This is a genomic window from Kitasatospora sp. NPDC057738 (assembly GCF_042798815.1).
In the GTDB taxonomy this organism is placed as follows: Bacteria; Actinomycetota; Actinomycetes; order Streptomycetales; family Streptomycetaceae; genus Kitasatospora; species Kitasatospora lactacystinica.
This window is the reverse complement of record NZ_JBHVJT010000069.1, coordinates 1-21079: the sequence shown is the minus strand read 5'-3', so window position 1 is coordinate 21079 and position 21079 is coordinate 1. Positions and strand designations below refer to the sequence as shown.

Here is a 21079-nt window from a genome sequence, read left to right as displayed (position 1 = left end):
CGCGTGCGGTGGAGGCGGTCGGCGGACCGTGCGGAACGGGTCGGCGGGCCGTACGGGGGAACGCCGGGCGGGGCGGTCCGGCGCGAGGGAACGCCGAAGACCGGTCCGGCGCCCTGGCGGGTGCCCGAACCGGTCGGCGGGACTGCTGTGGCTACGAGCGGCGGGAGGCCTGGGACGCCCCGGTGCCTGGCCCGTTGTCGTCCTCGTCGTCGAGGTCGGCGTAGCGGGCTGCGTACTCCGCGTACGGGTCGTCCTCCTCCTCCTCCTCGATCGGCTCCGGCTCGATCGAGGCGGTGGACGGAGATACGCCCAGCTCGTTGGACAGACGGTTAGCGTCGAACCCGCCGCTGTTGTACTTCAGCTCGCGGGCGACCTTCGTCTGCTTGGCCTTGGCCCGGCCGCGCCCCATGGGTCGACCCCCTCAACGATGGGGCTCACGGCCCCGAGTCTGACACGTGTTCATGATCAGGACCGGCCTGCCCGAATGGGAGGACCGTCCCTTGGAGCATTAACGGTACCTGTTTCCGCCGCTGGACGGTACGTCGTCGGTGTGACGTGGCGCGCACCGACCGCACCCGCGACCAGGTCTTCCCAGGTCAAGGGAGGTTTTGCGGCGTTTTGCGCGCTGTCCAGAGGTGTCTGAGGTCCGTCGTTCCAGGACTGATTATCCCCCCTAGGGGGGCCTCGGATCACCCGTTCGGCGGGAGAAGTGAGAATCCGGTTCCACATCGTGATGCGCGGGGGGACCGTCCCCACGGCCCCCCCGCGCATCACCGGGTCGGTTGTCGACCCGTCAGGCGCGGCGGGCGCCGGGCAGCAGCACCGTGCGCAGGGCGCTGATCTCGCGCATCCGCTTCTCGGCCAGGCGGTCGGCGGCGACCGCGGGCGGGATGCCGTCGGCCGTCGCCCGGGTGAAGATCTCCAGGGTGGTGTCGAAGATCTTCGTGGCCTTGTTCTTGGCCCGATCGAAGTTGAAGCCGTCGATCTCGTCGGCGACCTGGATGACGCCGCCGGAGTTCACCAGGTAGTCCGGCGCGTAGAGGATGCCGCGGTCGGCCAGGTCCTTCTCGACGCCCGGGTGGGCCAGCTGGTTGTTGGCCGCGCCGCAGACGACGGAGGTGCCGAACTCGCCCAGCGCGGCGACCGTGGCGTCGGTCAGCGCGCCGCCGAGGGCGCAGGGGGCGTAGACGTCCAGCTTGGCCTGGAGCAGGGCGGTGGTGTCGGCGACGACCTCCACCTCCGGGTGGGCGGCGCGCACCCGGTTGACCGCGGCCTCGAAGGGGTCGGTGACGACGACCGTGGCGCCGTCCGCGACCAGGTGGCCGACCAGGTAGTGGCCGACCTTGCCGACGCCCGCGACGCCGACCCGCTTGCCGCGCAGGGTCGGCTGGCCCCAGCGGGCCTGGGCGCTGGCGCGCATGCCCTGGAAGACGCCGAAGGCGGTCAGGATGGACGAGTCGCCGGCGCCGCCGTGCTCGGGCGAGCGGCCGGTCACGAACTCGGTCTCGCGGGCGATGACGTCCATGTCCTGGACGTAGGTGCCCACGTCGCAGGCGGTGATGTAGCGGCCGCGCAGGGACTCGACGAAGCGGCCGTAGGCCCGGAGCATCGCCTCGTTCTTGTCCTTGTTCGGGTCGCCGATGATGACGGCCTTGCCGCCACCGAGGTCCAGGCCGGCCAGCGCGTTCTTGTAGGACATTCCGCGGGACAGGTTCAGCGCGTCCTCCAGCGCCGCCTCCTCGGAGGCGTACGGGAAGAAGCGGGTGCCGCCGAGGGCCGGGCCCAGGGCGGTCGAGTGGATGGCGATGATCGCCTTCAGGCCCGAGCTGCGGTCGTGGCAGAGGACGACCTGCTCGTGACCGTCGCCGGGGGCGCCGTCCTGTTCGGTACGGAAGATCCTGCTGAGCACGCCGGGTGCGGAGTGCGTGGCGGGGGTCTGTACGTCGGTCACTGTGGTGACTCCAGTATCGAAGGCCCGCTGCTGTGGTGCGGGCGTCTGAGGCGAAGCGTAGCCGCGCCCGTGCCGCCGATCGGCCGTCTTGTCCGAGCTGGGGCCGGTCGTCCGAGGAGTGAGACGGGAAGGCGGACGGGGTGCGGGCGCGAACGGGTTCGGGGGCGCGCCCTCCCGGGGCCGGGCGGTGCGTGCGACCATGCAGGACGTGACCGTCGTACGTACTTCCGTACAACCGCCCTACGCCGCCCACCTGCGGGTCTACGAGCCGCTGGCCGCCTATCCGGAGCCCGAGCGGGCGCACTGGCAGGCCTGTGCGGCGGAGCGCGGTCCGGACGCCGCCGAGCCGTCGCAGCCGGTGGCGGCGGCGGTGCTGGAGGAGCAGCGGGAGGCGCTCGCCGGGCTGGCCGCCCGCACGCCCCGGGCGCTGCCCGAGCGGGAGAGCGGGCGGGCGTACCTGCGGGTGGTGGACGGCGTACTGTACGTCTGCCCGTGGGCGACCCGACTGCGCAGCTGGCAGGCGCTGGAGGAGCTGCGGGCCGGGGCGCCGGTGGCGCTGCTGGACACCGCGCTGCCGCCGGTGACCCGGGCGGCCGCCGAGGCGGACCTGGAGCGCTGGCGGGCCGAGCACCCGGACGCCCGGCCGTGGATCCTGACCAGCCGGTGGGAGGTGCCGGTGCGCTGGTTCCTGCCGTTCGGGGACGAGGACCGCTGCTTCGTGCCGGGCGGGGACGGACCTGCGGACGGACCCGCGGACGGACCGGGAGGGGAAGGGGAGGAGAGGCCCGGGGGCCGGCCGGCGGCGCTGTTCTACCTGGTGCCGATGGCGCAGGCGCGCCGGCGGGTGGCGCGGGCCTTCCGGGCGCTGCGCGAGGCGGTGCCGGACGGGGAGCTGGTGCAGGGGGCGGAGCGGGTCGGGCGCTGGCTGGAGGAGTTCCATCCGCGCTCGCTGGTGGAACTGGACTACGGGGGCCTGGTGCATCTGCTGGGCCCGGAGCGGTTGCTGGCGGACCGTTCGGCGGGGGAACTGGAGGAGGGGCTGCGGGCGCTGCGGGCGGGGGACACCGCCGAGGCGCTGCGCGTGTACGGGGAGCTGACGGTGCGGTGGCGCCGGGTGCTGGCGCTGCGGCACGCGAACTGATGTCCGACCGCGCGTGTATGACTGTAAGAGTCCTAAGCACTGCACGTCCGATGACCAAGGTCCTGGTTCGGGTCAATAGCTGCCGAACGTGACACTACTCACCGTTGACGCGAACTTACCCCTATGTGCAAAAATGGGACAACCAGCCCAACTTCACGTGAGCGTGCCCACTTTTGGGTGGTTCTGGAGTCGATGCGTGCTTTGCGGGGAAACGGAGGGTCTGGTCCCTTCGTAACCGGATGTCATCGCTATGTGACTGTCCGTTATGGGGTGGTCCATCGCCATCCGTCGGCCTTGAACCCGTGAGGGGTCAATTTTGGCGGTTTGGTCGATAGGGCTGGACGGATGGTGTAGTTGTAGACACCAGGACAAGCCGTTCGTCCTATAACCGACTCGGCCCGTCTATGCCATTTCGGGCATCGCGGGCCAAGGTGCAGAATTTGAAGGATAGAACCGCCCTGGTTCGGTTCTCCCGAGGAGGCCGCTCATGACCGCTCGTACCCCTGATGCTGAGCCGCTGCTGACGCCGGCAGAGGTTGCCACCATGTTCCGCGTGGACCCGAAGACGGTCACTCGCTGGGCAAAGGCGGGCAAGCTGACGTCGATTCGCACGCTCGGCGGTCACCGCCGTTACCGTGAGGCGGAGGTGCGCGCTCTGCTTGCTGGGATTCCCGCCCAGCGCACTGAGGCCTGATAGGCCAAAGGCTCTTTAAAGGGGCCGCTTACCGGACTCCGCCGGGTCCGGTAAGCGGCCCCTTTGTCGTGCCCGCCCGAGGGTGTTCCGCGCCCGGGCGAGTGGTCGGAATGTTGAACTCCGGATAACGATTTGATGCGCGTGGGGCGGGGGGGATTTACAGTGAATAGCTGTACAATTTTACATATTAAATTAACGGGGTTCCGGGAAGGGTCGCGCGAGGCCGATTCCTGGGGAGGTTCCGTGACGACCGTCACACGGTCCGTCACTTGTGGTCTAGACCTGGCCGGGGTAGTGGGCCGAACGGTCAAAAGCGAGAGGCCCGGAACCTGACGGTTCCGGGCCTCTCGCACTGCGGCGATCCCGACGGGACTTGAACCCGCGACCTCCACCTTGACAGGGTGGCGAGCTAACCAACTGCTCCACGGGACCAGAGTGTTTCCTGATCTCGTTCACTCGCTTGCCGCGCTGCGAACAAGACAGACTGTAGCCCATGGTGGGCCCCCAGGTCGAACTGGCTCCTGAAGGCCCACCGCAGCTCACACGGCCACCCGGGTCAGAGCGTCGCCCGCGCCGCCGCCATCGCCTTCGTGATCCGCTTCTCCGACACCGGGCTCGGCGTGCCCAGCGACTGGGCGAAGAAGCTGACCCGCAGCTCCTCGATCATCCAGCGGATCGCCCGCACCTCCGCGGACGGCTGGTGCCCGGCCGGCACCGCCGCCAGCAGCTCCCCGTACTCCTGCTGGACCTGCTGCACCTTCAGCAGCTGCTGGGCGTCCCGCTGCGGGTGGTTGGGCAGCGCCTCCAGACGGCGGTCCACCGCCAGCAGGTAGCGCTTGAGGTCCGGCAGCCGCTGCCAGCCGGTGGCCGTCACGAAGCCCGGGTGCACCAGCGAGGCCAGGTGCAGCCGGACGTCGTTCACCGCGTTCAGCAGCACCGGGCTGCTCACCGACTTCAGCCGGGTCGAGGCCTTGTGGAAGGCGATCAGCGCGGTGGCCGTCTTCAGCGTGGTGTCCGCGGACAGGTCGTACAGGTCCGTGCGCACCTTGTCGTGCAGCTTGCCGAAGGCCGCCTCGTCCCAGGCCGGCCCGCCGGCCAGGGTCATCAGCCGGTCCGTGGCGGCGGCCACGACGTCCTCGAACAGGGCGCCGATCGAGCCGTGCGGGCTGTGCGAGAGCGCCAGCTTCGCCTGGTTGCCCAGCCGGCCCTGGATGGACTTGGCCGGGGAGGTGGTGGTCAGCATCAGCAGCCGCCGCGTCCCCTCCCACATCGACCGGGCCTGCGCCTCCGGGGTGTCGAACAGCTTGACGCCGACCGACGGGCCCTCGTCCACCAGGGCCGGGTAGGCGCGCATCGAGTGGCCGCGCGAACGCTGCTCGAAGGTGCGCTGGAGCACCGGCAGCGAGGCCGGCCAGGCGGTCAGCCCGCTCTGCTCGATGCCCTGGCCGGACGCGGCCGAGGAGAGCGTCTCCTTCAGCTTGGGCTTGAGCCGGAGCCGCAGCTCCTCCAGGTCCTTGGACTCGGCGAGCTTCTTGCGGCCGTCCACCACCCGGAAGGTCACCTTGAGGTGATCGGGCACCCGGTCGTCGTCCCAGGCCTCCGGGGGCACGGTGACCGCCGTCAGGCGCTTCAGGGCGTGCTCCAGGGCCGGGAGCAGGGGCTCCTGGCGGTCCTTCACCGCGCGCAGCGCCGCCCTGGCGAAGTCCGGCGCCGGAACGAAGTTGCGCCGGATCGCCTTCGGCAGCGACTTGATGTACGCGGTGACCAGCTCCTCCCGCAGACCGGGGATCTGCCAGTCGAAGCCCTCCGCGGTCACCTGGTTCAGCACCGGCAGCGGGATGTGCACGGTCACGCCGTCCGCGTCGCTGCCCGGCTCGAACTGGTACGTCAGCTTGAAGCGGAGCTTGCCCTGCTGCCAGTGGTCCGGGTAGTCGGCCTCGGTGACGCCGTCCGCGGCGTCGTTGATCAGCATCGACTTCTCGAAGTTCAGCAGGTCCGGCTGCTCGTGCCGGGCCTTCTTCCACCAGGAGTCGAAGTGCCGGGTGGAGACGATCTCGTCGGGCAGCCGGGCGTCGTAGAAGTCGAACAGGGTCTGGTCGTCCACCAGGATGTCCCGGCGGCGGGCCCGGTTCTCCAGCTCCTCGACCTCGCCGAGCAGCTTGCGGTTCTCCGCGAAGAACCGGTGGTGGGTCTCCCAGTCGCCCTCGACCAGCGCGTTGCGGATGAACAGCTCGCGACAGAGCTCCGGGTCGATCCTCCCGTAGTTGACCTTGCGCTGGGCGACGACCGGCATCCCGTAGAGGGTCACCTTCTCGTACGCCATGACGGCGCCGGCCTTCTTCTCCCAGTGCGGCTCGCTGTGGCTGCGCTTGATCAGGTGGCCGGCCAGCGGCTCGACCCACTCCGGCTCGATCTTCGCGTTGATCCGCGCCCAGAGCCGGGAGGTCTCCACCAGCTCCGCCGACATCACCCAGCGCGGCGGCTTCTTGAACAGGCCGGAGCCCGGGAACACCGCGAAGCGGGCGCCGCGCGCACCGCCGTACTCGCGCTTCTCCACGTCGAACAGACCGATGTGGGAGAGCAGGCCGGCCAGCAGCGACTGGTGGATCCGGTCGGCGTCCGGCTCGGCGTCGGGGTGCGGCTCCTCGATCGTCACGCCCAACTGCTTGGCGACGGTGCGCAGCTGGACGTAGATGTCCTGCCACTCCCGTATCCGCAGGTAGTTGAGGAACTCCGCCTTGCACATCCGGCGGAACGCCGAGGAGGAGAGCTCGCTCTGCTGCTCCCGGACGTAGCGCCACATCGCCAGGTAGGACAGGAAGTCGGAGGTCTCCGAGTTGAACCGCTTGTGCCGCTCGTCGGCGGCCTGGCGCTTCTCGGCCGGGCGCTCGCGCGGGTCCTGGATGGAGAGCGCGGCGGCGATCACCATGACGTCGCGGACGCAGCCGTTGCGGTCCGCCTCCAGCACCATGCGGGCCATCCGCGGGTCCACCGGGAGCTGGGCGAGCTTGCGGCCCAGCTGGGTCAGGCGCTTGCGCGGATCCTTCTCCTCCGGGTCGAGCGCGCCCAGCTCGTGCAGCAGGGCGACGCCGTCCTTGATGTTGCGCGAGTCCGGCGGGTCCAGGAACGGGAAGGCGGCGATGTCGCCGAGGCCGGCCGCCGTCATCTGGAGGATCACCGAGGCCAGGTTGGTGCGCAGGATCTCGGCGTCGGTGAACTCGGGGCGGGAGAGGAAGTCCTCCTCCGAGTAGAGCCGGATGCAGATGCCGTCCGAGGTACGGCCGCAGCGGCCCTTGCGCTGGTTGGCGCTGGCCTGGCTGATCGCCTCGATCGGCAGCCGCTGCACCTTGGTGCGGTGGCTGTAGCGGGAGATCCGGGCGCTGCCCGGGTCGATCACGTACTTGATGCCGGGGACGGTCAGCGAGGTCTCGGCCACGTTGGTGGCCAGCACGATCCGGCGGCTGCGGGAGCGCTGGAAGACCTTGTGCTGCTCGGCCGAGCTGAGCCGCGCGTACAGCGGCAGGATCTCGGTGTTCTTCAGCTTCAGCTTCCCGAGGGCGTCCGCGGTGTCGCGGATCTCGCGCTCGCCGGAGAGGAAGACCAGGATGTCGCCGGGGCCCTCGGCCTGGAGCTCCTCGGCGGCGTCGCAGATCGCCTGGACCTGGTCCCGGTCGCGGTCGGCCTCGTCCGCCTCGTCGTCGGCCTCGTCGACGATCGGCCGGTAGCGGACCTCGACCGGGTAGGTGCGGCCGGAGACCTCGATGATCGGGGCGTCGCCGAAGTGCCGGGCGAAGCGCTCCGGGTCGATGGTCGCGGAGGTGATCACGACCTTGAGGTCCGGGCGGCGGGGGAGCAGCTGCTTGACGTAGCCGAGGATGAAGTCGATGTTGAGGCTGCGCTCGTGCGCCTCGTCGATGATCAGGGTGTCGTACTGGTGCAGGTCGCGGTCGGTCTGGATCTCCGCGAGCAGGATGCCGTCCGTCATCAGCTTGACCAGGGTGTCCTGGCCGACCTGGTCGGTGAACCGGACCTTCCAGCCGACCGCCTCGCCGAGCGGGCTGTCCAGCTCCTCCGCGACCCGCTCGGCCACCGTGCGGGCGGCGATCCGGCGCGGCTGGGTGTGGCCGACCAGGCCGCGCACGCCACGGCCGAGTTCCAGGCAGATCTTCGGGATCTGGGTCGTCTTGCCGGAGCCGGTCTCGCCCGCGACGATCACCACCTGGTGGTCCCGGATCGCCGCCAGGATCTCGTCCTTCTTCTGGCTGACCGGGAGCTCGGCGGGATAGCCGATCCTCGGGACGGCGCGTCGGCGCCGCTCGACGACCGCCTCGGCGCGGTCGATCTCGGCGGCGATCTCGGCGGCGACCTTCTGCCGGGCCTCGGGCTTGCGGACCCGGCGGGCCCCCTCCAGCCGGCGCCCGATCCGCACCTGGTCGCGCAGGGTCAGCTCGGGCAGACGGGCGGCCAGCCCGCCGATTCCGGGGCCCTCGGCGGGGACGGTGGCGGACTGGACTGCGGGAGAACTCACTGCGGGCATCCCTCTAGGTTCGCAAGGAGGCACGGCGGAGCGCACCTCGGTTTTCGAGCCCCTCCAGTGTCACAGCCGTCGGCGGCGAATCGCGAACGGCGGGCAACGGTCCGAGGCCGTCCCGGGCTCCGGGAGGTTGAGGAGGTGCTCATGGGAGCCCACAAGACCGCCCGGGACGAGGAGTTCCGGACGTTCGTCGGCAGCGCGTGGTCACGGCTGCTCAGGACGGCGTTCCTGCTCGCGGGAGACCGGCACGGCGCCGAGGACCTGGTCCAGCAGGCGCTGGAGCGGGCGTACGCGGCGTGGAACCGGGTGCGTGCCGCGGACGACCCGTACGCCTACGTGCGCCGGATCGTGATCAACGAGCACGCCAGACGGTTCCGGCGGCGGCTGGTCGAGTACCCGGTCACCGAGTTCCCGGACCGGCCCGCACCGGCCGGCGCCGACCCGGACGACCGGGCCGTGCTGCTCGCCGCACTCGGCACCCTGCCGCCGCGCCAGCGCCAGGCCGTGGTGCTGCGGTACTGGGAGGACCTCAGCGAGACCCAGACCGCGGTGGCGATGGGCTGCTCGGTCGGCACGGTCAAGAGCCAGGCGGCCAGAGGCCTGGCCAAGCTCCGCGGGGCCTCCTCACTCATCGGACTGACCAGCATCGGAGGGGCAAGATGAGCAACGAGTTCCTGCCCGGGAACACGGCGACCGGAGACGAGACGGCGGCCGTGCGGGCCCTGGGCGAACTGGCCGGGAGCGTCGAGACCGGGACGGTCCCGTACGACCGGCTGGTCGCCGGCGGCCGGCGGCGACTGCGGCACCGGCGGCTGCTGACCGCCGGGGTGGCGGCGGTGCTGGTCGCCGGCATCGCCGGGGGCACGGCGGTGCTCGGCGAGCGCGGCCGGCAGGCCGTCTCGACCGTGGTGGCGGCCTCGGCCGCGGCCTCGGCCACCGCGGTGAGCACCACGGGCGCGCCCACCGCCCGGGACCCGTTCAACCCCGTCCGGGTCAAGGTCGCCGAAGGCAGCGCGAACGGCCACACCTGGCAGGCCTGGACCGCGCTGTGGCCGGCCGTCCCCGACAAGGAGGCGTTCGCCAAGCAGGCCCGGATGATCCAGGCGGAGCGGCACGAAGCCAACCCGGCGGCGAAGCCGGTCACCCAGAAGGACATCGACGACAACTGGAACACGCGCATCGACAGGGTGAACTACTACTACACCGTGGACGGCAAGCGGCAGGCGGACGACACCCTGCACGCGGTCTCCGCGCCGGGCGGGTTCCCCGGCGTCAGCGGCGGCTCGTCGCTCGGCCTCAACGACGGCGCGGGCGTCCCGCCGGTGGTGATCGAGGGGGTCCAGGCCGACATCACGAAGGTCGTGGTCGCCTGGAAGAGCGGCGGCACCACCGAGGCGGTGCCGGTCGTGGTCGGGGACTCCCCGTTCCGCTACTACGGCATCCTGGCGAAGCCGGGCACCGACGCGGCGACCGTCACCTACTACGCGGCGGACGGCTCGGTGGATCGGGTCAAGGACACCTGGCTCCGGACCTCCTGAGCCGGTGGCCGCCGGTGGCCGCCGGGCCGCTGGGGCGGCGGGGTGGCGGCGGGGTGGCGGGGTGGCGGCGGGGTGGCGGCGGGTGGCCGGGGTGGCCGTCGGATGGCCGGGGCGGTCGGGGCGGTCGGGGCGCCCGTCACGGGCGGAGCGCGGCCTGGTCGGCGTCCGGGAGCCAGTCGCGGGCCGGGTCGTACTCCAGCCACCGGTGGCGGGCCGCCCCGGTGGTGAACGCCCGCAGCAGGTCGTCCAGTCGGGGGTGCGGGTCGGTGTCCGGACCGGTGCGCCAGAGCAGCGACCAGGCGTAGAGCGGGGTCGGGTCCGCCAGCGGGACGGTGCGGACACCCGGGCGCCCGGGCGGCGGGCCGTCGGCGGGGACGAGGGAGAAGCACGCCGGGTCGGCGCGGACCTGGTCCACGAAGTGCTCCAGGCCCAGGTTGGTCGAGCCGACCCGGCGGGCGATCCCGAAGCGCTCGGCGAAGCGGGTCAGGAAGTCCAGCCGGTCCACCGCCGCCGGGTAGCGCAGCACACTGTCCCGCAGGTCGTCCGGGCGCAGGACGTCCCGGCCGGCCAGCGGATGGCCGGTGCTCAGCAGGACGTCCACCGGCTCCAGCCGGACCAGCCGGTGCGTCAACTCGCCCCCGCCGCCCGGCAGCCGGTGCACCCGGCCGAACCCGGCGTCCGACTCCCCGCGCAGCACGGCCGCCGCGACGGACGGCAGGTCCCGGCCGGGCACCGGCTCCACCTGCAGCCCCGGCGCCGCGTCCACCGCCTGCGCGAGCGTACGCATCGGGGCGTACAGGTGCCCCCACACGTCGATCCGCAGCGGCCGCGCCGCGCACCCCGCGGCCGCCACCGCCCGCTCCCCCTGCGTCAGCGCCCGCCGGGCCGGCTCCAGGAACCGCAGCCCCGCCCCGGTCAGCCCCACCCCGCGCGCGTCCCGGTCCAGCAGCCGCACCCCCAGCACCGCCTCCAGCCGCGCCACCCGCTTCGACAGCCCCTGCTGGCTGATCCCCAACCGCCCGGCCGCCCGACCGAAGTGCAACTCCTCGGCCGCCACGACGAACGCCCGCACCTGCGCCAGATCAAGATCCACCCGGGCACCTTAGGGCCTGCCCGCGCACTCCCGCGGGGCACCCGACCCCGCCCTGGCCCCGGTCGCGGTCGCGGCGCGGTCGGGTGGGTCGTCGCCGCCCCGCGGCCGGGCGCTTCGCTCCGCCGTGCCGCGTGGTGCCGCCGCGGCCCGTCGCTCCCGGCCGGACAACCGGTGGTTGTCGCCGTCGTCCCGCGGTTGTTGGACCGGCCGGGGCGGCGCGCGGTGGGGTGAGGGGGTTACCGACGGAGGAGCGGGGATGAAGGCGCTGGTGGCGACGGGGCGGGCGGCGGAGCCGGTGCGGTTCGCGGAGGTGGAACAGCCGCGGCCGGGGCCCGGGGAGGCGCTGGTGAAGGTGGAGGCGTTCTCGGTGAACCGGGGCGAGACCTTCCAGCTGGAGGCGCCCCGGGCCGGGTGGCGGCCGGGGAAGGACGTGGCCGGGCTGGTGGTGCAGGCCGCCGCCGACGGGTCGGGCCCGGCCGTCTGCCGCCGGGTGGTCGGGCATCCGCCCGCCGCCGGGTGGGCCGAGTACGTGTGCGTCCCGACCTCCTCCCTCGCCGAACTGCCCGACGGCCTGGACACCGTACGGGCCGCCGCGCTGCCGCTGGCCGGCCTCACCGCGCTGCGGCTGCTCCGGGCGGCGGGGCCGCTGGCCGGACGGCGGGTGCTGCTCACCGGGGCCTCCGGGGGCGTCGGGCACTACGTCACAGAGCTGGCCGCCGCGGCCGGGGCCGAGCTGACCGCCGTCACCGCCTCCCCGGAGCGCGGCCGGCGGCTGGTCGAGCTGGGAGCGGCCGAGGTGGTCCACGAGCCGGGCGAGGCGCGCGGTCCGTACGACCTGGTGCTGGAGTCCACCGGCGGCGCCGCGCTGCCGCTCGCGCTGGCCCGGCTGGCCCGGCGCGGCACCCTGATCTGGTTCGGCCAGGCCTCCCGGACGCCCGTCACGCTCGACTTCTTCGACTTCTTCGCGGGCCCGGAGTCGGCGGTCGTCCGGCACTTCCACTACGCGGACTCGGACGTCCCGGACGGCGCCGACCTGGCCACCCTGGTGCGCCTCACCCGGGAGGGGCGGCTGACCCCGGAGCTCGGCCGGGTCGCGCCCTGGGCGGAGACCGCCGCCGTGCTCACCGACCTGCGCGAGCGCCGGATCCGCGGCAAGGCCGTCCTGACCCTCGCCTGACGCCCGCCCGATGCCCGCCCGGCACCCGCCCGACGCCTGCCCGACGCCTGCTCCGAACGACGCGAACGCCGCGAACGACTTCGAAGGGAACCCCCGCCGTGCCCGACCTCTCCTTCCTCGACACCCCCGGCCTGCTGCCCGCCTTCGTCGAGGAGAACCGGCCGCGCGCCCACGGCGCCGGCCTGGACCCGTACGAGTACGCCCGGGTCACCGCCCCGCTGACCTCCCCGCACGACTGGCCGGCCGCCTGCCGGGCGGCCGGCCACCGGCACGCCGGGGCGGCGGAGCGGGCCGCCGCCGAGGGCCGCACCGTCACCGCCGGCGAGCGGTACCGGAGCGCCGCCCGCTGGTACCACTTCGCCGGGCTGCTCCCGCACCCCGACCGGGCGGCCGCGGCCCGGGCCGCCGCGGAGGCCGACGAGGCGATGCGGCGGGCGCTGGCCCTGCTCGACCCGGAGGCGGAGCGGGTCGAGGGGGAGGGCTTCGCGGGCTGGCTGCGCCGCCCGGCGGCCGGCGGGGCGGCCGACGGGAGCGGCGGCCGGGCCCCGGTGGTCCTGGTGGTGCCGGGGATGGACTCGGGCAAGGAGGAGTTCCACGCGGTCGCCGACGCCCTGCTCGCCCGGGGCGTCGCGGTGCTCGCCGTCGACGGGCCCGGACAGGGCGTGCTGGCCGCCGGCAGCGCGCCGGAGCCGGAGTACCACCGGGTGGTCGGCCGCGCCCTCGACGCGCTGACCGGCCGTGCGGGGCTGGACCCGGACCGGACCGCCGTGATCGGCCTCAGCCTGGGCGGCCACTACGCGGCCGTGGCCGCCGCCCGCGAGCCGCGGCTGCGCGCCGCCGCCATGGTCAGCGGCCCGTACCGGCTGGACTGGGAGGGCCTGGTCCCGTTCGTCACCGCGACCCTGGCGCAGCGCTGCGGCGGGTACCAGGCGGCCCGCGCCTTCGTCGAGCGGATCGACCTGACCGCCCTCGCGCCGGCGATCACCGTCCCGCTGCTGGTGGTCGAGGGCGGCGAGGACCGCATCCCGGGCGTCACCGCCGCCACCGCCCTCGCCGAGCACGCCCCGGACGCCGAACTGCTCCTCGTGCCGCACGGCAACCACCTGCTCGGCACCGCCCTGCCGGACTGGCTCCCCGCCACCGCCGACTGGCTCACCGCCCGGCTGACCGGCTGACCGGGTGACCGGCTCACCGCCCGGCTCACCGAGCCGCTGACCGGCTCACCACGGCCGACCGGCCGGGCACCCGGTGCCCGAGCGAGGCGGCGGCGAACAGCAGGCCGCCGGCCAGGAAGAACGGCTCGTAGCCGAAGGTCGCGAACCGGGCCGGCGCGTCCAGCTCGGCACCCGAGCGGCTGCCGACGGCCAGCGCGATCCAGTCCGGCACGGACGGCGCGGCGTGCAGCACCAGCAGCGCGGTGGTGCCCCACAACGCCGTGCCCAGCAGCCGGGCCGGCACCCGTGCGCCCCACCGCCGCAGCGGCGCCAGCGCCACCGCGGCGGCCACCGCGCACAACGGGATCGCGATCACGTCGATCACCAGCAGCGGCGTGCTGCTCCACACCGACCGCCCGTCCGGCAGCCCCAGCCGTCCGTCCGCCAGCCAGTACAGATGCACCAGCGCGAAGGCCGCGGCCCACCCCGCCGCCGCGTACCCGGCTCCCCGCACCACCCGGTTCCAGCCCGTGTCCCGTGTCGTCTCCATGCCGTCCACGGTCCCGCGCCGCCCCCGCCCGCCGGATCGTCCCTCGGACGGGTCCCCCTCCCCCTCCAGGGGGAACCGGGTGGCCGTCCCGAGGGATCGCCAGCATTGTGCAGCTGATGCAGCTAAAATGCAGGCATGACAGCCATCACCATTCGCGAGGTCCCGGACCCGATCCTGGACACCCTCAAGCTGAAGGCCGCGCGGGCCGGAAAGAGCCTCCAGGCCTACCTGCTCGACCTCGTCACCCGCGAGGCGGCCACCCCGTCGCTCGCCGAGATGATGACCAGGCTCGACCGGGAGACCCGAACCGAGGTCAGCACGGCCGACATCCTCTCGGCCATCGACGAGGGCCGGGAGCGCCGGTGACATCCACCGTCGTCGTGGACTGCTCGGCCCTGGTCCGAGTGCTCACCGACCACAGCCCGGTCGGCCACGCCGTACGCGCCCGGCTCCGCGAACTGGACGCGCTCGCGGCCCCGGGTCTGCTCGACTACGAGATCGTCTCGGCCCTGTTCGGAATGGTTCGGGGAGGGAAGCTCACCGGGAAGGAGGCGGAGAAGGCGATCGCCGACTACCGCTCGCTCGCCGTCACCAAGCACGAGACGCTGATCCTCTGGCAGCGGGTTCGGGAGCTCAACCACAACATCAGCGCCTATGACGCCCAGTACGTGGCACTCGCCGAGACCCTCGGTGTGCCGCTGGTCACCAGTGACGCCCGCATCCGGCGCAGCGGCGCGGCCAGGTGCGAGATCGAGGTCTTCGTGTAGTCCGCCGGCGCGGCGGCGGAACGACCCCTGGAAACCGCCCGATCTCGCCGGGGCCTTCTCTGCCTTCACAGGCCGTTGAGGCCGGGGCCGGAGCCGGGTCCGGCCCGCTGCCGGCATCGCCCTCGGCGCCGTCTCCGTGATTGAGGTCGCCCGCCCGGGGCCGTCGCCGGCCTCCTGCGCTGACATCCGCTCACCCCGGAACAGCGGCGGCTTCGTTGGCTGTCGTCAAGAAACGGTGTCGGTGCGCCGTGCGAACCTGTGAGCATCGGCGGGGAGGGAGCACGGCGTTGCCGAAGAGCAGGGTTCGCAGGAAGGCCGGGCAGAAGACTCCGCCCAAGGTCAAACCGGTGGTGGTGTACCACGACATGGCTGTGTACGAGAACTTCGAACGCTGCGCGCCGCGCATATTCGAGGTCCTCCACAAGGCGCAGCAGACCACGCCGGGGGCGCCCCGGATGCTGTTCTTCGACGTGCAGGGCCATCGGAACAGCGAGGGCGGCTACGACCACGACGCCTGGGAGATGCTCAAGGACTTCCTGCCCGAAAAGGTGCTCCCCTACCTGACCGAACTCCACACCCCGCTGTACGTGGCGAAGAACCCGCGTCGGCAGAACGATGCGGTCCCGGAGCAACTGCTCGTGGGTTACCCGGAAGGGGAGGAGAAGTCGTTCTGGTACGACATCGACTCCCTGCCGCTGCGCACCCGGGAGACCGAGGAGAGCAGCCGCAGGACCTACCCGTCCAAGCAGTCGATCATGGAGTACCTCGGGATCGCCGAGGAGTGCCTGATCTGCTGGGGCTCACCAGTCGAGCGGGCGCACGTGGTTCCCGCTTCCCTGGGCGGCTCGATGGACGTCCGGAACTTCGCCCTGCTCTGCGTGGAGCACCACCGGCAGGCGCCGGACATCGCCGACGCCGAGGCCTTCTGGGCCTGGGTCGACTATGCCGAACTGCGCGACTCGGGCAGCAAGTGGCAGCGGGCGCCCGAGGAGGTGAAGCGCTGGGTGGAGGCCGGCGGTGGCCGGGTCGAGCCCGTGGACCGCAGCGAGATGGCTTTCCTGGCCGCTGTGGAGTTCGAGCTCCGGCACCTCTACAGGTGGTCCGACGAGGACTTCGCCAAGGTGTCCTGGGCCTTCCTGGAGGAGTACCACCACGTGCTGGACCGTGCGACCGGGCGGCATTTCGGTGTCGACCGGAAGGTTGCCACCCACGCCTGGGCCTACCACGTGGCCATGCTGAGGCTCTCCCGCTCCTGACCCCGATGCGCCGCAACCGAACCGGACAACCCCCGGCGGAGCCGGTACCCGCTCGGTGGTCGGCTCTCCTGAGCCGTTGGCGTACCGGTTGGCGTAAGGGACATGAAAACGGCCCCGGAGAGTGATCTCTCCGGGGCCGTTCTGCCTTTTCAGGCGGTTGTGGCCAGGGCCGGGGTCGAACCGGCGACCTTCCGCTTTTCAGGCGGACGCTCGTACCAACTGAGCTACCTGGCCGTACTGCACCGTCTCTTGCGAGACGAGCGATCCCGACGGGACTTGAACCCGCGACCTCCACCTTGACAGGGTGGCGAGCTAACCAACTGCTCCACGGGACCTAGAAGTGGCGAACCACTCAGGGTCTTGCGGTCTTGCGCACTGCACTTTACTACGGTACTGCGTGCCCCCAACGGGATTCGAACCCGTGCTACCGCCTTGAAAGGGCGGCGTCCTGGGCCACTAGACGATGAGGGCTTGCGGCCTGTCCCGCTGTTTCCAGCGTTCGGGGACGTCGAGAAGCATATGGGATGCAGGGCGGATCGCCAAAACGGGTTTCGCCCGGGTGGGGGTGCGGGGTGGGTGGGGCCGGTGGCCGGGGGTCAGGACCAGCCGAGTTCGTCGAGTTCGTGGTCGTCGAAACCGAAGTGGTGGGCGACCTCGTGGATGACGGTGGTGCGGACCTCCTCGACCACCTGCTCGCGGGTCTCGCAGTGGCGCAGGGTGGGGCCGCGGTAGATCAGGATGCGGTCGGGCAGGACGCCCGCGTACCACTCGCCGCGCTCGGTGAGCGGGGTGCCCTCGTAGAGCCCGAGGAGCTCCGGGTCGCTCGGGTCGGGCTCGTCCTCGACGAAGACCGCGACGTTGTCCATCATGGCCGCGAGGTGCGGGGGGATCTGGTCGAGGGCGTCGCCGACCAGCGTCTCGAACTCTTCCCGGGTCATCTCCACCGGATCATTGTCCGGTGTCGGATGACGGTGTGCCAGGTGGCGGAGCCCGGTGTTTGATGGGGCTATGACGACCTCGGAGGGCACCGCGGGCGGCACCGTGGACGGCGCCGCGGCGCGGGCCCGCCGGCCCGGCCGGCCGCCGGTGCTGCGCGGGCAGGGGCGGGCGGTGGCGGTGGTCGCGGCGGGCGGAGCGATCGGCGCGTCCGCGCGGTACGCGGCCGGGCTCGGCTGGCAGACCGGCCCGACGGCCTTCCCCTGGACGACGTTGCTGGTCAACGTGGTCGGCTGCGCGGTGATCGGGGTGTTCCTGGTGGTGATCACCGAGGGGCGCCAGGCGCATCCGCTGGTGCGGCCGTTCTTCGGCACCGGCGTGCTGGGCGGGTTCACCACCTTCTCGACGTACGCGGTGGACATCCGCCGGCTGCTGGAGGGCGGCCGGACCGGGCCCGCCCTCGCGTACCTGGGGCTGACCCTGGTGGGCGCGCTGCTCGCGGTCTGGGCGGCGGCCGGGCTGACCCGGCGTCTGATCCACCGGGTCGTCCGCCGCGGGGCCGGGCGGGGCGCCGCGGAGCGGGCCGGGGGTGCGCGATGAGCCGACTGAGCGGGCCGGCGCTGCGGCTGACCGTGCTGATCGGGGAGAGCGACCGCTGGCACCACCGACCGCTGTACAGCGAGATCGTGCACCGGGCCCGGGAGGCCGGGCTGGCCGGGGCGAGCGTGTTCCGGGGCATCGAGGGGTTCGGGGCCTCGTCGCTGGTGCACACCACGCGGCTGCTGTCGCTGAGCGAGGACCTGCCGGTGGCGGTGGTGATCGTGGACGAGGAGGAGCGGGTGCGGGCGTTCCTGCCGCAGCTGGACGGGATGGTGGCGGAGGGGCTGGTGCTGCTGGACCGCTGCGAGGTGGTCACCTACGCGGGGCGCGGGGCGGAGGCGGGTTCGGGCCGTGGGCCGGGCCGGGAAGCGGGCCCGGGGGAGGCGGCGGAGTGAACTGGCTGCTGGTGGTGGCGGGCGCGGTGGTCGGCGCGCCGCTGCGGTACCTGACCGACCGGGCGGTGCAGTCCCGGCACGACTCGGTGTTCCCGTGGGGGACGTTCACGGTGAACGTGGTCGGCTGCCTGGTCCTCGGGCTGGTGACTGGCGCGGTGGCGGCGGGCGCGGCCTCCTCGAAGGTCCAGCTGCTGCTGGGGACGGGGCTCTGCGGGGCGCTGACCACCTATTCGACCTTCTCGTACGAGACCCTGCGGCTGACCGAGACCGGCGCCGGGCGGTACGCGCTGGCCAACGTGGCCGGCAGCGTGCTGGCCGGGCTGGCCGCGGTCTACGGGGGCGCGGAGCTGGCCTCGGCGCTCTGGGGCTGAGCCGCGGACACCGGAGGGGCGCCGGTGGGTGCCGAGGGGCGCCGGACGGGCCCTGAGCGGCCCCTGGACGGCCCTGGACGGCCCTGGACGGCCCTGGACGGCCCCGGGGCGGGCCCCTGAGCGCCGGCCCCGCCGGGCGAGCTTGCGCGCTGCCCGTGTCCCGCCGGGCCGGGCGCGCGTTGGGCACCGAAAGCGGCCGCGCGCGAGTGGGCGGCCCGGGTGGGGCGGTAGAGAGGGACCTCAGTGGCTTCGGTGCGGGCGGCGCGGACGGTGCGGGCGGTACGGGCGGTGCGGGTGCGGCTGGCCGCGGCGCGTCCGGCTCCGGGGCGGGTGGCGGCGGTCCCGCGCTCGCGCGCGGTGCGGGCGGCGGCGCTGCTGACGGTGGCCGGGCTCGGGCTGACCGGGTGCATGTCGGTGGGGCCGGCGGCGGAGGAGAAGCACGGCGTGGCGCCGGTCGGGCAGGCCGGGCCGGCGGTCCGGCCGGGGGCGACGGGCGGGCCCTCGGCCCCGCCGGGCTCGGGGCACCCGGGCGGGGCCTCGGGGCACCCCGAGCGGTCGGGGGGCCTCCAGGGCGACGGCGGGTCGAACGGGTCCTCGGCGGCGGCGCCCGGCGAGGCGGCCCCGGGGGCGAACGGCGTGGTGGCCGGGGTGGTCCCGGTGCCGGGGGCGGGCGCTCCCGACGGTGGTCCGGGTGGTGGTTCGGCGGGCGGTGTGAACACAAGTCCCGTTCCGCACCCGGGCGGTGGAGCGGGCGGATCCGGCGGTGCGGCGGGCTCCGGCGGTACCGGCGGGGCGGGCGGCACCGGGGAGGGCCGGTCCGGCGGCGGCTCGGCCGGGGGGCCCACGACCACCCCGAGCAGCCACCCGTCCGGCACGCCCGCGCCGGAGCACAGCTCGCCCGCCGCGACCGTCCCGCCGGCCCCGGACCCGTCTTCCGGCAGCTCCGGTTCCTCGGCACCGAGCCCGCGCGCGGCCGGGCATTAGCGGATTGAGCAGGGCATTTGCCTCCGATCCCCAGGCTCGTCTATGGTGGTAGATCGTTCGTTTGATCCATTTGACTGGCGCCCTATTCCCATCTGGCGCCCTTGGCGCGTTCCGGCGATCCGTGGCTGACCGCATAGAGGCGGTTGTGAAACAGAACCCCGGACTTTGGCGCGTGCCACTTCCGGAAGGTTTTGCATGTCTCTCGTTGACGACGCCCGCTTCGCCATGCCCGCGAACGAGGCCGCCGCCGATGTCACCGACTCCGACGACACCATCGACACCACCGCGGACGAGGTGATCGCCGAGGCCGAGGAGGCCACCGAGGAGGCGGCCGCCGAGCCCACCATCACCTTCGGCGACCTGGGCCTGCACGACGACGTCGTGCGCGCCCTCGCCAAGCGCGGTGTCACCACCCCGTTCCCGATCCAGGCCGCGACCATCCCGGACGCCCTGGCCGGCAAGGACGTGCTGGGCCGTGGCCGCACCGGCTCCGGCAAGACCCTGAGCTTCGGCCTGCCGCTGCTGACCCGCCTCGCCGACGGCGAGCGCACCAAGCCCAAGCACCCGCGCGGCCTGATCCTCGTCCCGACCCGCGAGCTGGCCATGCAGGTCGCCGACGCCCTGGAGCCGTTCGGCTCGGTGCTCGGCCTCAAGCTCAAGGTCGTCTGCGGCGGCACCTCGATGTCGAACCAGATCTACGCGCTGGAGCGCGGTGTCGACGTCCTGGTCGCCACCCCCGGCCGTCTGCGCGACCTGCTGAACCGTGGCAGCGCCAAGCTGGCCGACGTCCGGACCGTCGTGCTCGACGAGGCCGACCAGATGGCCGACATGGGCTTCCTGCCCGAGGTCACCGAGATCCTCGACCAGGTGCCGAGCGGCGGCCAGCGCCTGCTGTTCTCCGCCACCCTGGAGAACGAGATCGACACGCTGGTCAAGCGCTACCTGAAGAACCCGGTCACCCACGAGGTCGACCCGTCGGCCGGCGCGGTCACCACCATGACCCACCACATCCTCGTGGTGAAGCCCAAGGACAAGGCGCCGATCACCAACGCGATCGCCGCCCGCAAGGGCCGCACGATCATCTTCGTCCGCACCCAGATGGGCGCCGACCGCGTCGCCGAGCAGCTCATCGAGGCCGGCGTGAAGGCCGACGCGCTGCACGGCGGCATGACCCAGGGCGCCCGCACCCGCGTCCTCGGCGACTTCAAGGACGGCTACACCAACGTCGTCGTCGCCACCGACGTCGCCGCCCGCGGCATCCACGTCGACGGCATCGACCTGGTCCTCAACGTGGACCCGGCCGGCGACCACAAGGACTACCTGCACCGCTCCGGCCGCACCGCGCGGGCCGGCCGCTCCGGCGCCGTCGTCACCCTGGTGCTGCCGCACCAGCGCCGCGGCGTCTTCCGCCTGATGGAGGACGCGGGCGTGGACGCCTCGCGCCACATCCTCGACCACGCCTTCGACGCGGAGGTCGCCAAGATCACCGGCGCCCGTTCGCTGACCGAGGTCCAGGCCGAGAGCGCCGCCAACATCGCCGGTGCCGCCGAGCGCGAGCTCGCCGACATGACCCGCCAGCTGGAGCGCGCGCAGCGCCGCACCACCGAGCTGCGCGAGGAGGCCGACCGCCTCGCCGCCCGTGCGGCGCGCGAGCGGGCCGAGCTGGGCATCGAGGACGAGGAGCCGGCCGCCGAGGCCGAGTCCGGCGAGGCTTCGGAGACCGTCGTCGAGACCGCCGCCCCGGTGGCCGAGGAGCGCACCCCGGCCTACCGCGAGGCGCGCAACGAGCGTCCGGCGTTCGGTCGTGACCGTGACGACCGCGGCGGCCGTTCCGGTGGCTTCAACCGTGACCGTGACGACCGCGGTGGCCGTTCCTTCGGTGACCGTGACAACCGTGGCGGCGGCTTCAACCGTGCCCGCGACAACCGCGGTTTCCCT

General features: G+C 73.1%; 19 protein-coding genes and 4 tRNA genes. 13 read left to right on the top strand and 10 right to left on the bottom strand.

The genetic code is table 11. The annotated features are described in order from the left end of the window. Positions 1-151: 151 nt before the first annotated feature. A complete protein-coding gene (locus tag ACFVGO_RS30470; protein ID WP_359897971.1) occupies positions 152-409 on the bottom strand; it encodes a DUF3073 domain-containing protein in 258 nt (85 codons plus the stop codon). A 384-nt stretch (positions 410-793) separates the two neighbouring features. Next, positions 794-1951, bottom strand: a complete 1158-nt coding sequence (locus ACFVGO_RS30465) for a Glu/Leu/Phe/Val dehydrogenase dimerization domain-containing protein (RefSeq protein ID WP_359897969.1) — start codon at positions 1949-1951, stop codon at positions 794-796. A 199-nt stretch (positions 1952-2150) separates the two neighbouring features. On the opposite strand from ACFVGO_RS30465, the gene ACFVGO_RS30460 reads away from it, so the two are divergent. Then, entirely contained in the window at positions 2151-3092 is a 942-nt protein-coding gene (locus ACFVGO_RS30460) for a hypothetical protein (RefSeq protein WP_380635218.1), read from the top strand. A gap of 487 nt (positions 3093-3579) precedes the next feature. Next, positions 3580-3786, top strand: coding sequence for a developmental transcriptional regulator BldC (gene bldC / locus ACFVGO_RS30455; protein ID WP_014137253.1), 207 nt, complete (start codon positions 3580-3582; stop codon positions 3784-3786). A 358-nt stretch (positions 3787-4144) separates the two neighbouring features. On the opposite strand, the gene ACFVGO_RS30450 is transcribed toward bldC, so the two are convergent. Further along, positions 4145-4218, bottom strand: a tRNA-Asp gene (locus ACFVGO_RS30450). 124 nt (positions 4219-4342) lie between these two features. Further along, a complete protein-coding gene (gene hrpA, locus ACFVGO_RS30445; protein WP_380635216.1) occupies positions 4343-8323 on the bottom strand; it encodes an ATP-dependent RNA helicase HrpA in 3981 nt (1326 codons plus the stop codon). A gap of 141 nt (positions 8324-8464) precedes the next feature. On the opposite strand from hrpA, the gene ACFVGO_RS30440 reads away from it, so the two are divergent. Further along, positions 8465-8983, top strand: coding sequence for a SigE family RNA polymerase sigma factor (locus tag ACFVGO_RS30440; protein WP_359897967.1), 519 nt, complete (start codon positions 8465-8467; stop codon positions 8981-8983). Beyond that, the gene (locus tag ACFVGO_RS30435; protein WP_380635213.1) at positions 8980-9858 is read left to right on the top strand and encodes a hypothetical protein; all 879 of its coding nucleotides are present in this window, start codon (positions 8980-8982) and stop codon (positions 9856-9858) included. The genes ACFVGO_RS30440 and ACFVGO_RS30435 overlap by 4 nt, the downstream gene beginning before the upstream one ends. 136 nt (positions 9859-9994) lie before the next feature. On the opposite strand, the gene ACFVGO_RS30430 is transcribed toward ACFVGO_RS30435, so the two are convergent. After that, positions 9995-10951 carry a LysR family transcriptional regulator gene (locus ACFVGO_RS30430; protein ID WP_359897965.1) on the bottom strand — a complete coding sequence of 319 codons (957 nt, stop codon included), beginning with the start codon at positions 10949-10951 and terminating at the stop codon, positions 9995-9997. 256 nt (positions 10952-11207) lie between these two features. Here ACFVGO_RS30430 and ACFVGO_RS30425 point away from each other — a divergent pair, with 256 nt between their 5' ends. Both ACFVGO_RS30425 and ACFVGO_RS30420 read left to right on the top strand, forming a co-directional pair. Then, on the top strand, positions 11208-12128 hold the full coding sequence (locus ACFVGO_RS30425; RefSeq protein ID WP_359897964.1) for a zinc-binding dehydrogenase: 921 nt from the start codon (positions 11208-11210) through the stop codon (positions 12126-12128). A gap of 98 nt (positions 12129-12226) precedes the next feature. Then, positions 12227-13303, top strand: a complete 1077-nt coding sequence (locus ACFVGO_RS30420) for an alpha/beta fold hydrolase (protein WP_359897963.1) — start codon at positions 12227-12229, stop codon at positions 13301-13303. Between the two features lie 25 nt (positions 13304-13328). Here the strand turns inward: ACFVGO_RS30420 and ACFVGO_RS30415 are convergent, their stop codons facing one another. Then, positions 13329-13832, bottom strand: a complete 504-nt coding sequence (locus ACFVGO_RS30415; protein ID WP_380635209.1) for a DUF3995 domain-containing protein — start codon at positions 13830-13832, stop codon at positions 13329-13331. Between the two features lie 135 nt (positions 13833-13967). Between ACFVGO_RS30415 and ACFVGO_RS30410 the strand changes: the two genes are divergently transcribed. The 3 genes from ACFVGO_RS30410 to ACFVGO_RS30400 all read left to right on the top strand — a co-directional run bounded on the left by ACFVGO_RS30410 (position 13968) and on the right by ACFVGO_RS30400 (position 15855). Continuing rightward, positions 13968-14198 (top strand): antitoxin, encoded by a 231-nt coding sequence (locus tag ACFVGO_RS30410; RefSeq protein ID WP_359897961.1) that lies wholly within the window; start codon positions 13968-13970, stop codon positions 14196-14198. Continuing rightward, on the top strand, positions 14195-14599 hold the full coding sequence (locus tag ACFVGO_RS30405) for a type II toxin-antitoxin system VapC family toxin (RefSeq protein WP_359897960.1): 405 nt from the start codon (positions 14195-14197) through the stop codon (positions 14597-14599). The genes ACFVGO_RS30410 and ACFVGO_RS30405 overlap by 4 nt, the downstream gene beginning before the upstream one ends. Before the next feature lie 287 nt (positions 14600-14886). After that, a complete protein-coding gene (locus tag ACFVGO_RS30400; protein WP_359897959.1) occupies positions 14887-15855 on the top strand; it encodes an HNH endonuclease signature motif containing protein in 969 nt (322 codons plus the stop codon). 160 nt (positions 15856-16015) lie between these two features. On the opposite strand, the gene ACFVGO_RS30395 is transcribed toward ACFVGO_RS30400, so the two are convergent. The 4 genes from ACFVGO_RS30395 to ACFVGO_RS30380 all read right to left on the bottom strand — a co-directional run bounded on the left by ACFVGO_RS30395 (position 16016) and on the right by ACFVGO_RS30380 (position 16793). Then, positions 16016-16089 (bottom strand) — tRNA-Phe (locus ACFVGO_RS30395). A 27-nt stretch (positions 16090-16116) separates the two neighbouring features. Further along, positions 16117-16190, bottom strand: a tRNA-Asp gene (locus tag ACFVGO_RS30390). A 63-nt stretch (positions 16191-16253) separates the two neighbouring features. After that, a tRNA-Glu gene (locus ACFVGO_RS30385) sits at positions 16254-16326 on the bottom strand. Between the two features lie 125 nt (positions 16327-16451). Beyond that, positions 16452-16793 (bottom strand): metallopeptidase family protein, encoded by a 342-nt coding sequence (locus tag ACFVGO_RS30380; protein ID WP_359897958.1) that lies wholly within the window; start codon positions 16791-16793, stop codon positions 16452-16454. Between the two features lie 70 nt (positions 16794-16863). On the opposite strand from ACFVGO_RS30380, the gene crcB (ACFVGO_RS30375) reads away from it, so the two are divergent. The 4 genes from crcB (ACFVGO_RS30375) to ACFVGO_RS30360 form a co-directional block, all read left to right on the top strand. Then, positions 16864-17391 (top strand): fluoride efflux transporter CrcB, encoded by a 528-nt coding sequence (gene crcB, locus ACFVGO_RS30375; protein ID WP_380635205.1) that lies wholly within the window; start codon positions 16864-16866, stop codon positions 17389-17391. After that, the gene (locus tag ACFVGO_RS30370; RefSeq protein WP_359897955.1) at positions 17388-17786 is read left to right on the top strand and encodes a DUF190 domain-containing protein; all 399 of its coding nucleotides are present in this window, start codon (positions 17388-17390) and stop codon (positions 17784-17786) included. Before crcB (ACFVGO_RS30375) ends, ACFVGO_RS30370 begins: the two co-directional genes overlap by 4 nt. Further along, positions 17783-18157, top strand: coding sequence for a fluoride efflux transporter CrcB (gene crcB / locus ACFVGO_RS30365; RefSeq protein WP_380635203.1), 375 nt, complete (start codon positions 17783-17785; stop codon positions 18155-18157). The genes ACFVGO_RS30370 and crcB (ACFVGO_RS30365) overlap by 4 nt, the downstream gene beginning before the upstream one ends. Before the next feature lie 1179 nt (positions 18158-19336). Further along, positions 19337-21079: DEAD/DEAH box helicase (locus tag ACFVGO_RS30360; RefSeq protein WP_380635200.1), on the top strand; the 1743-nt coding region annotated here is incomplete at its 3' end.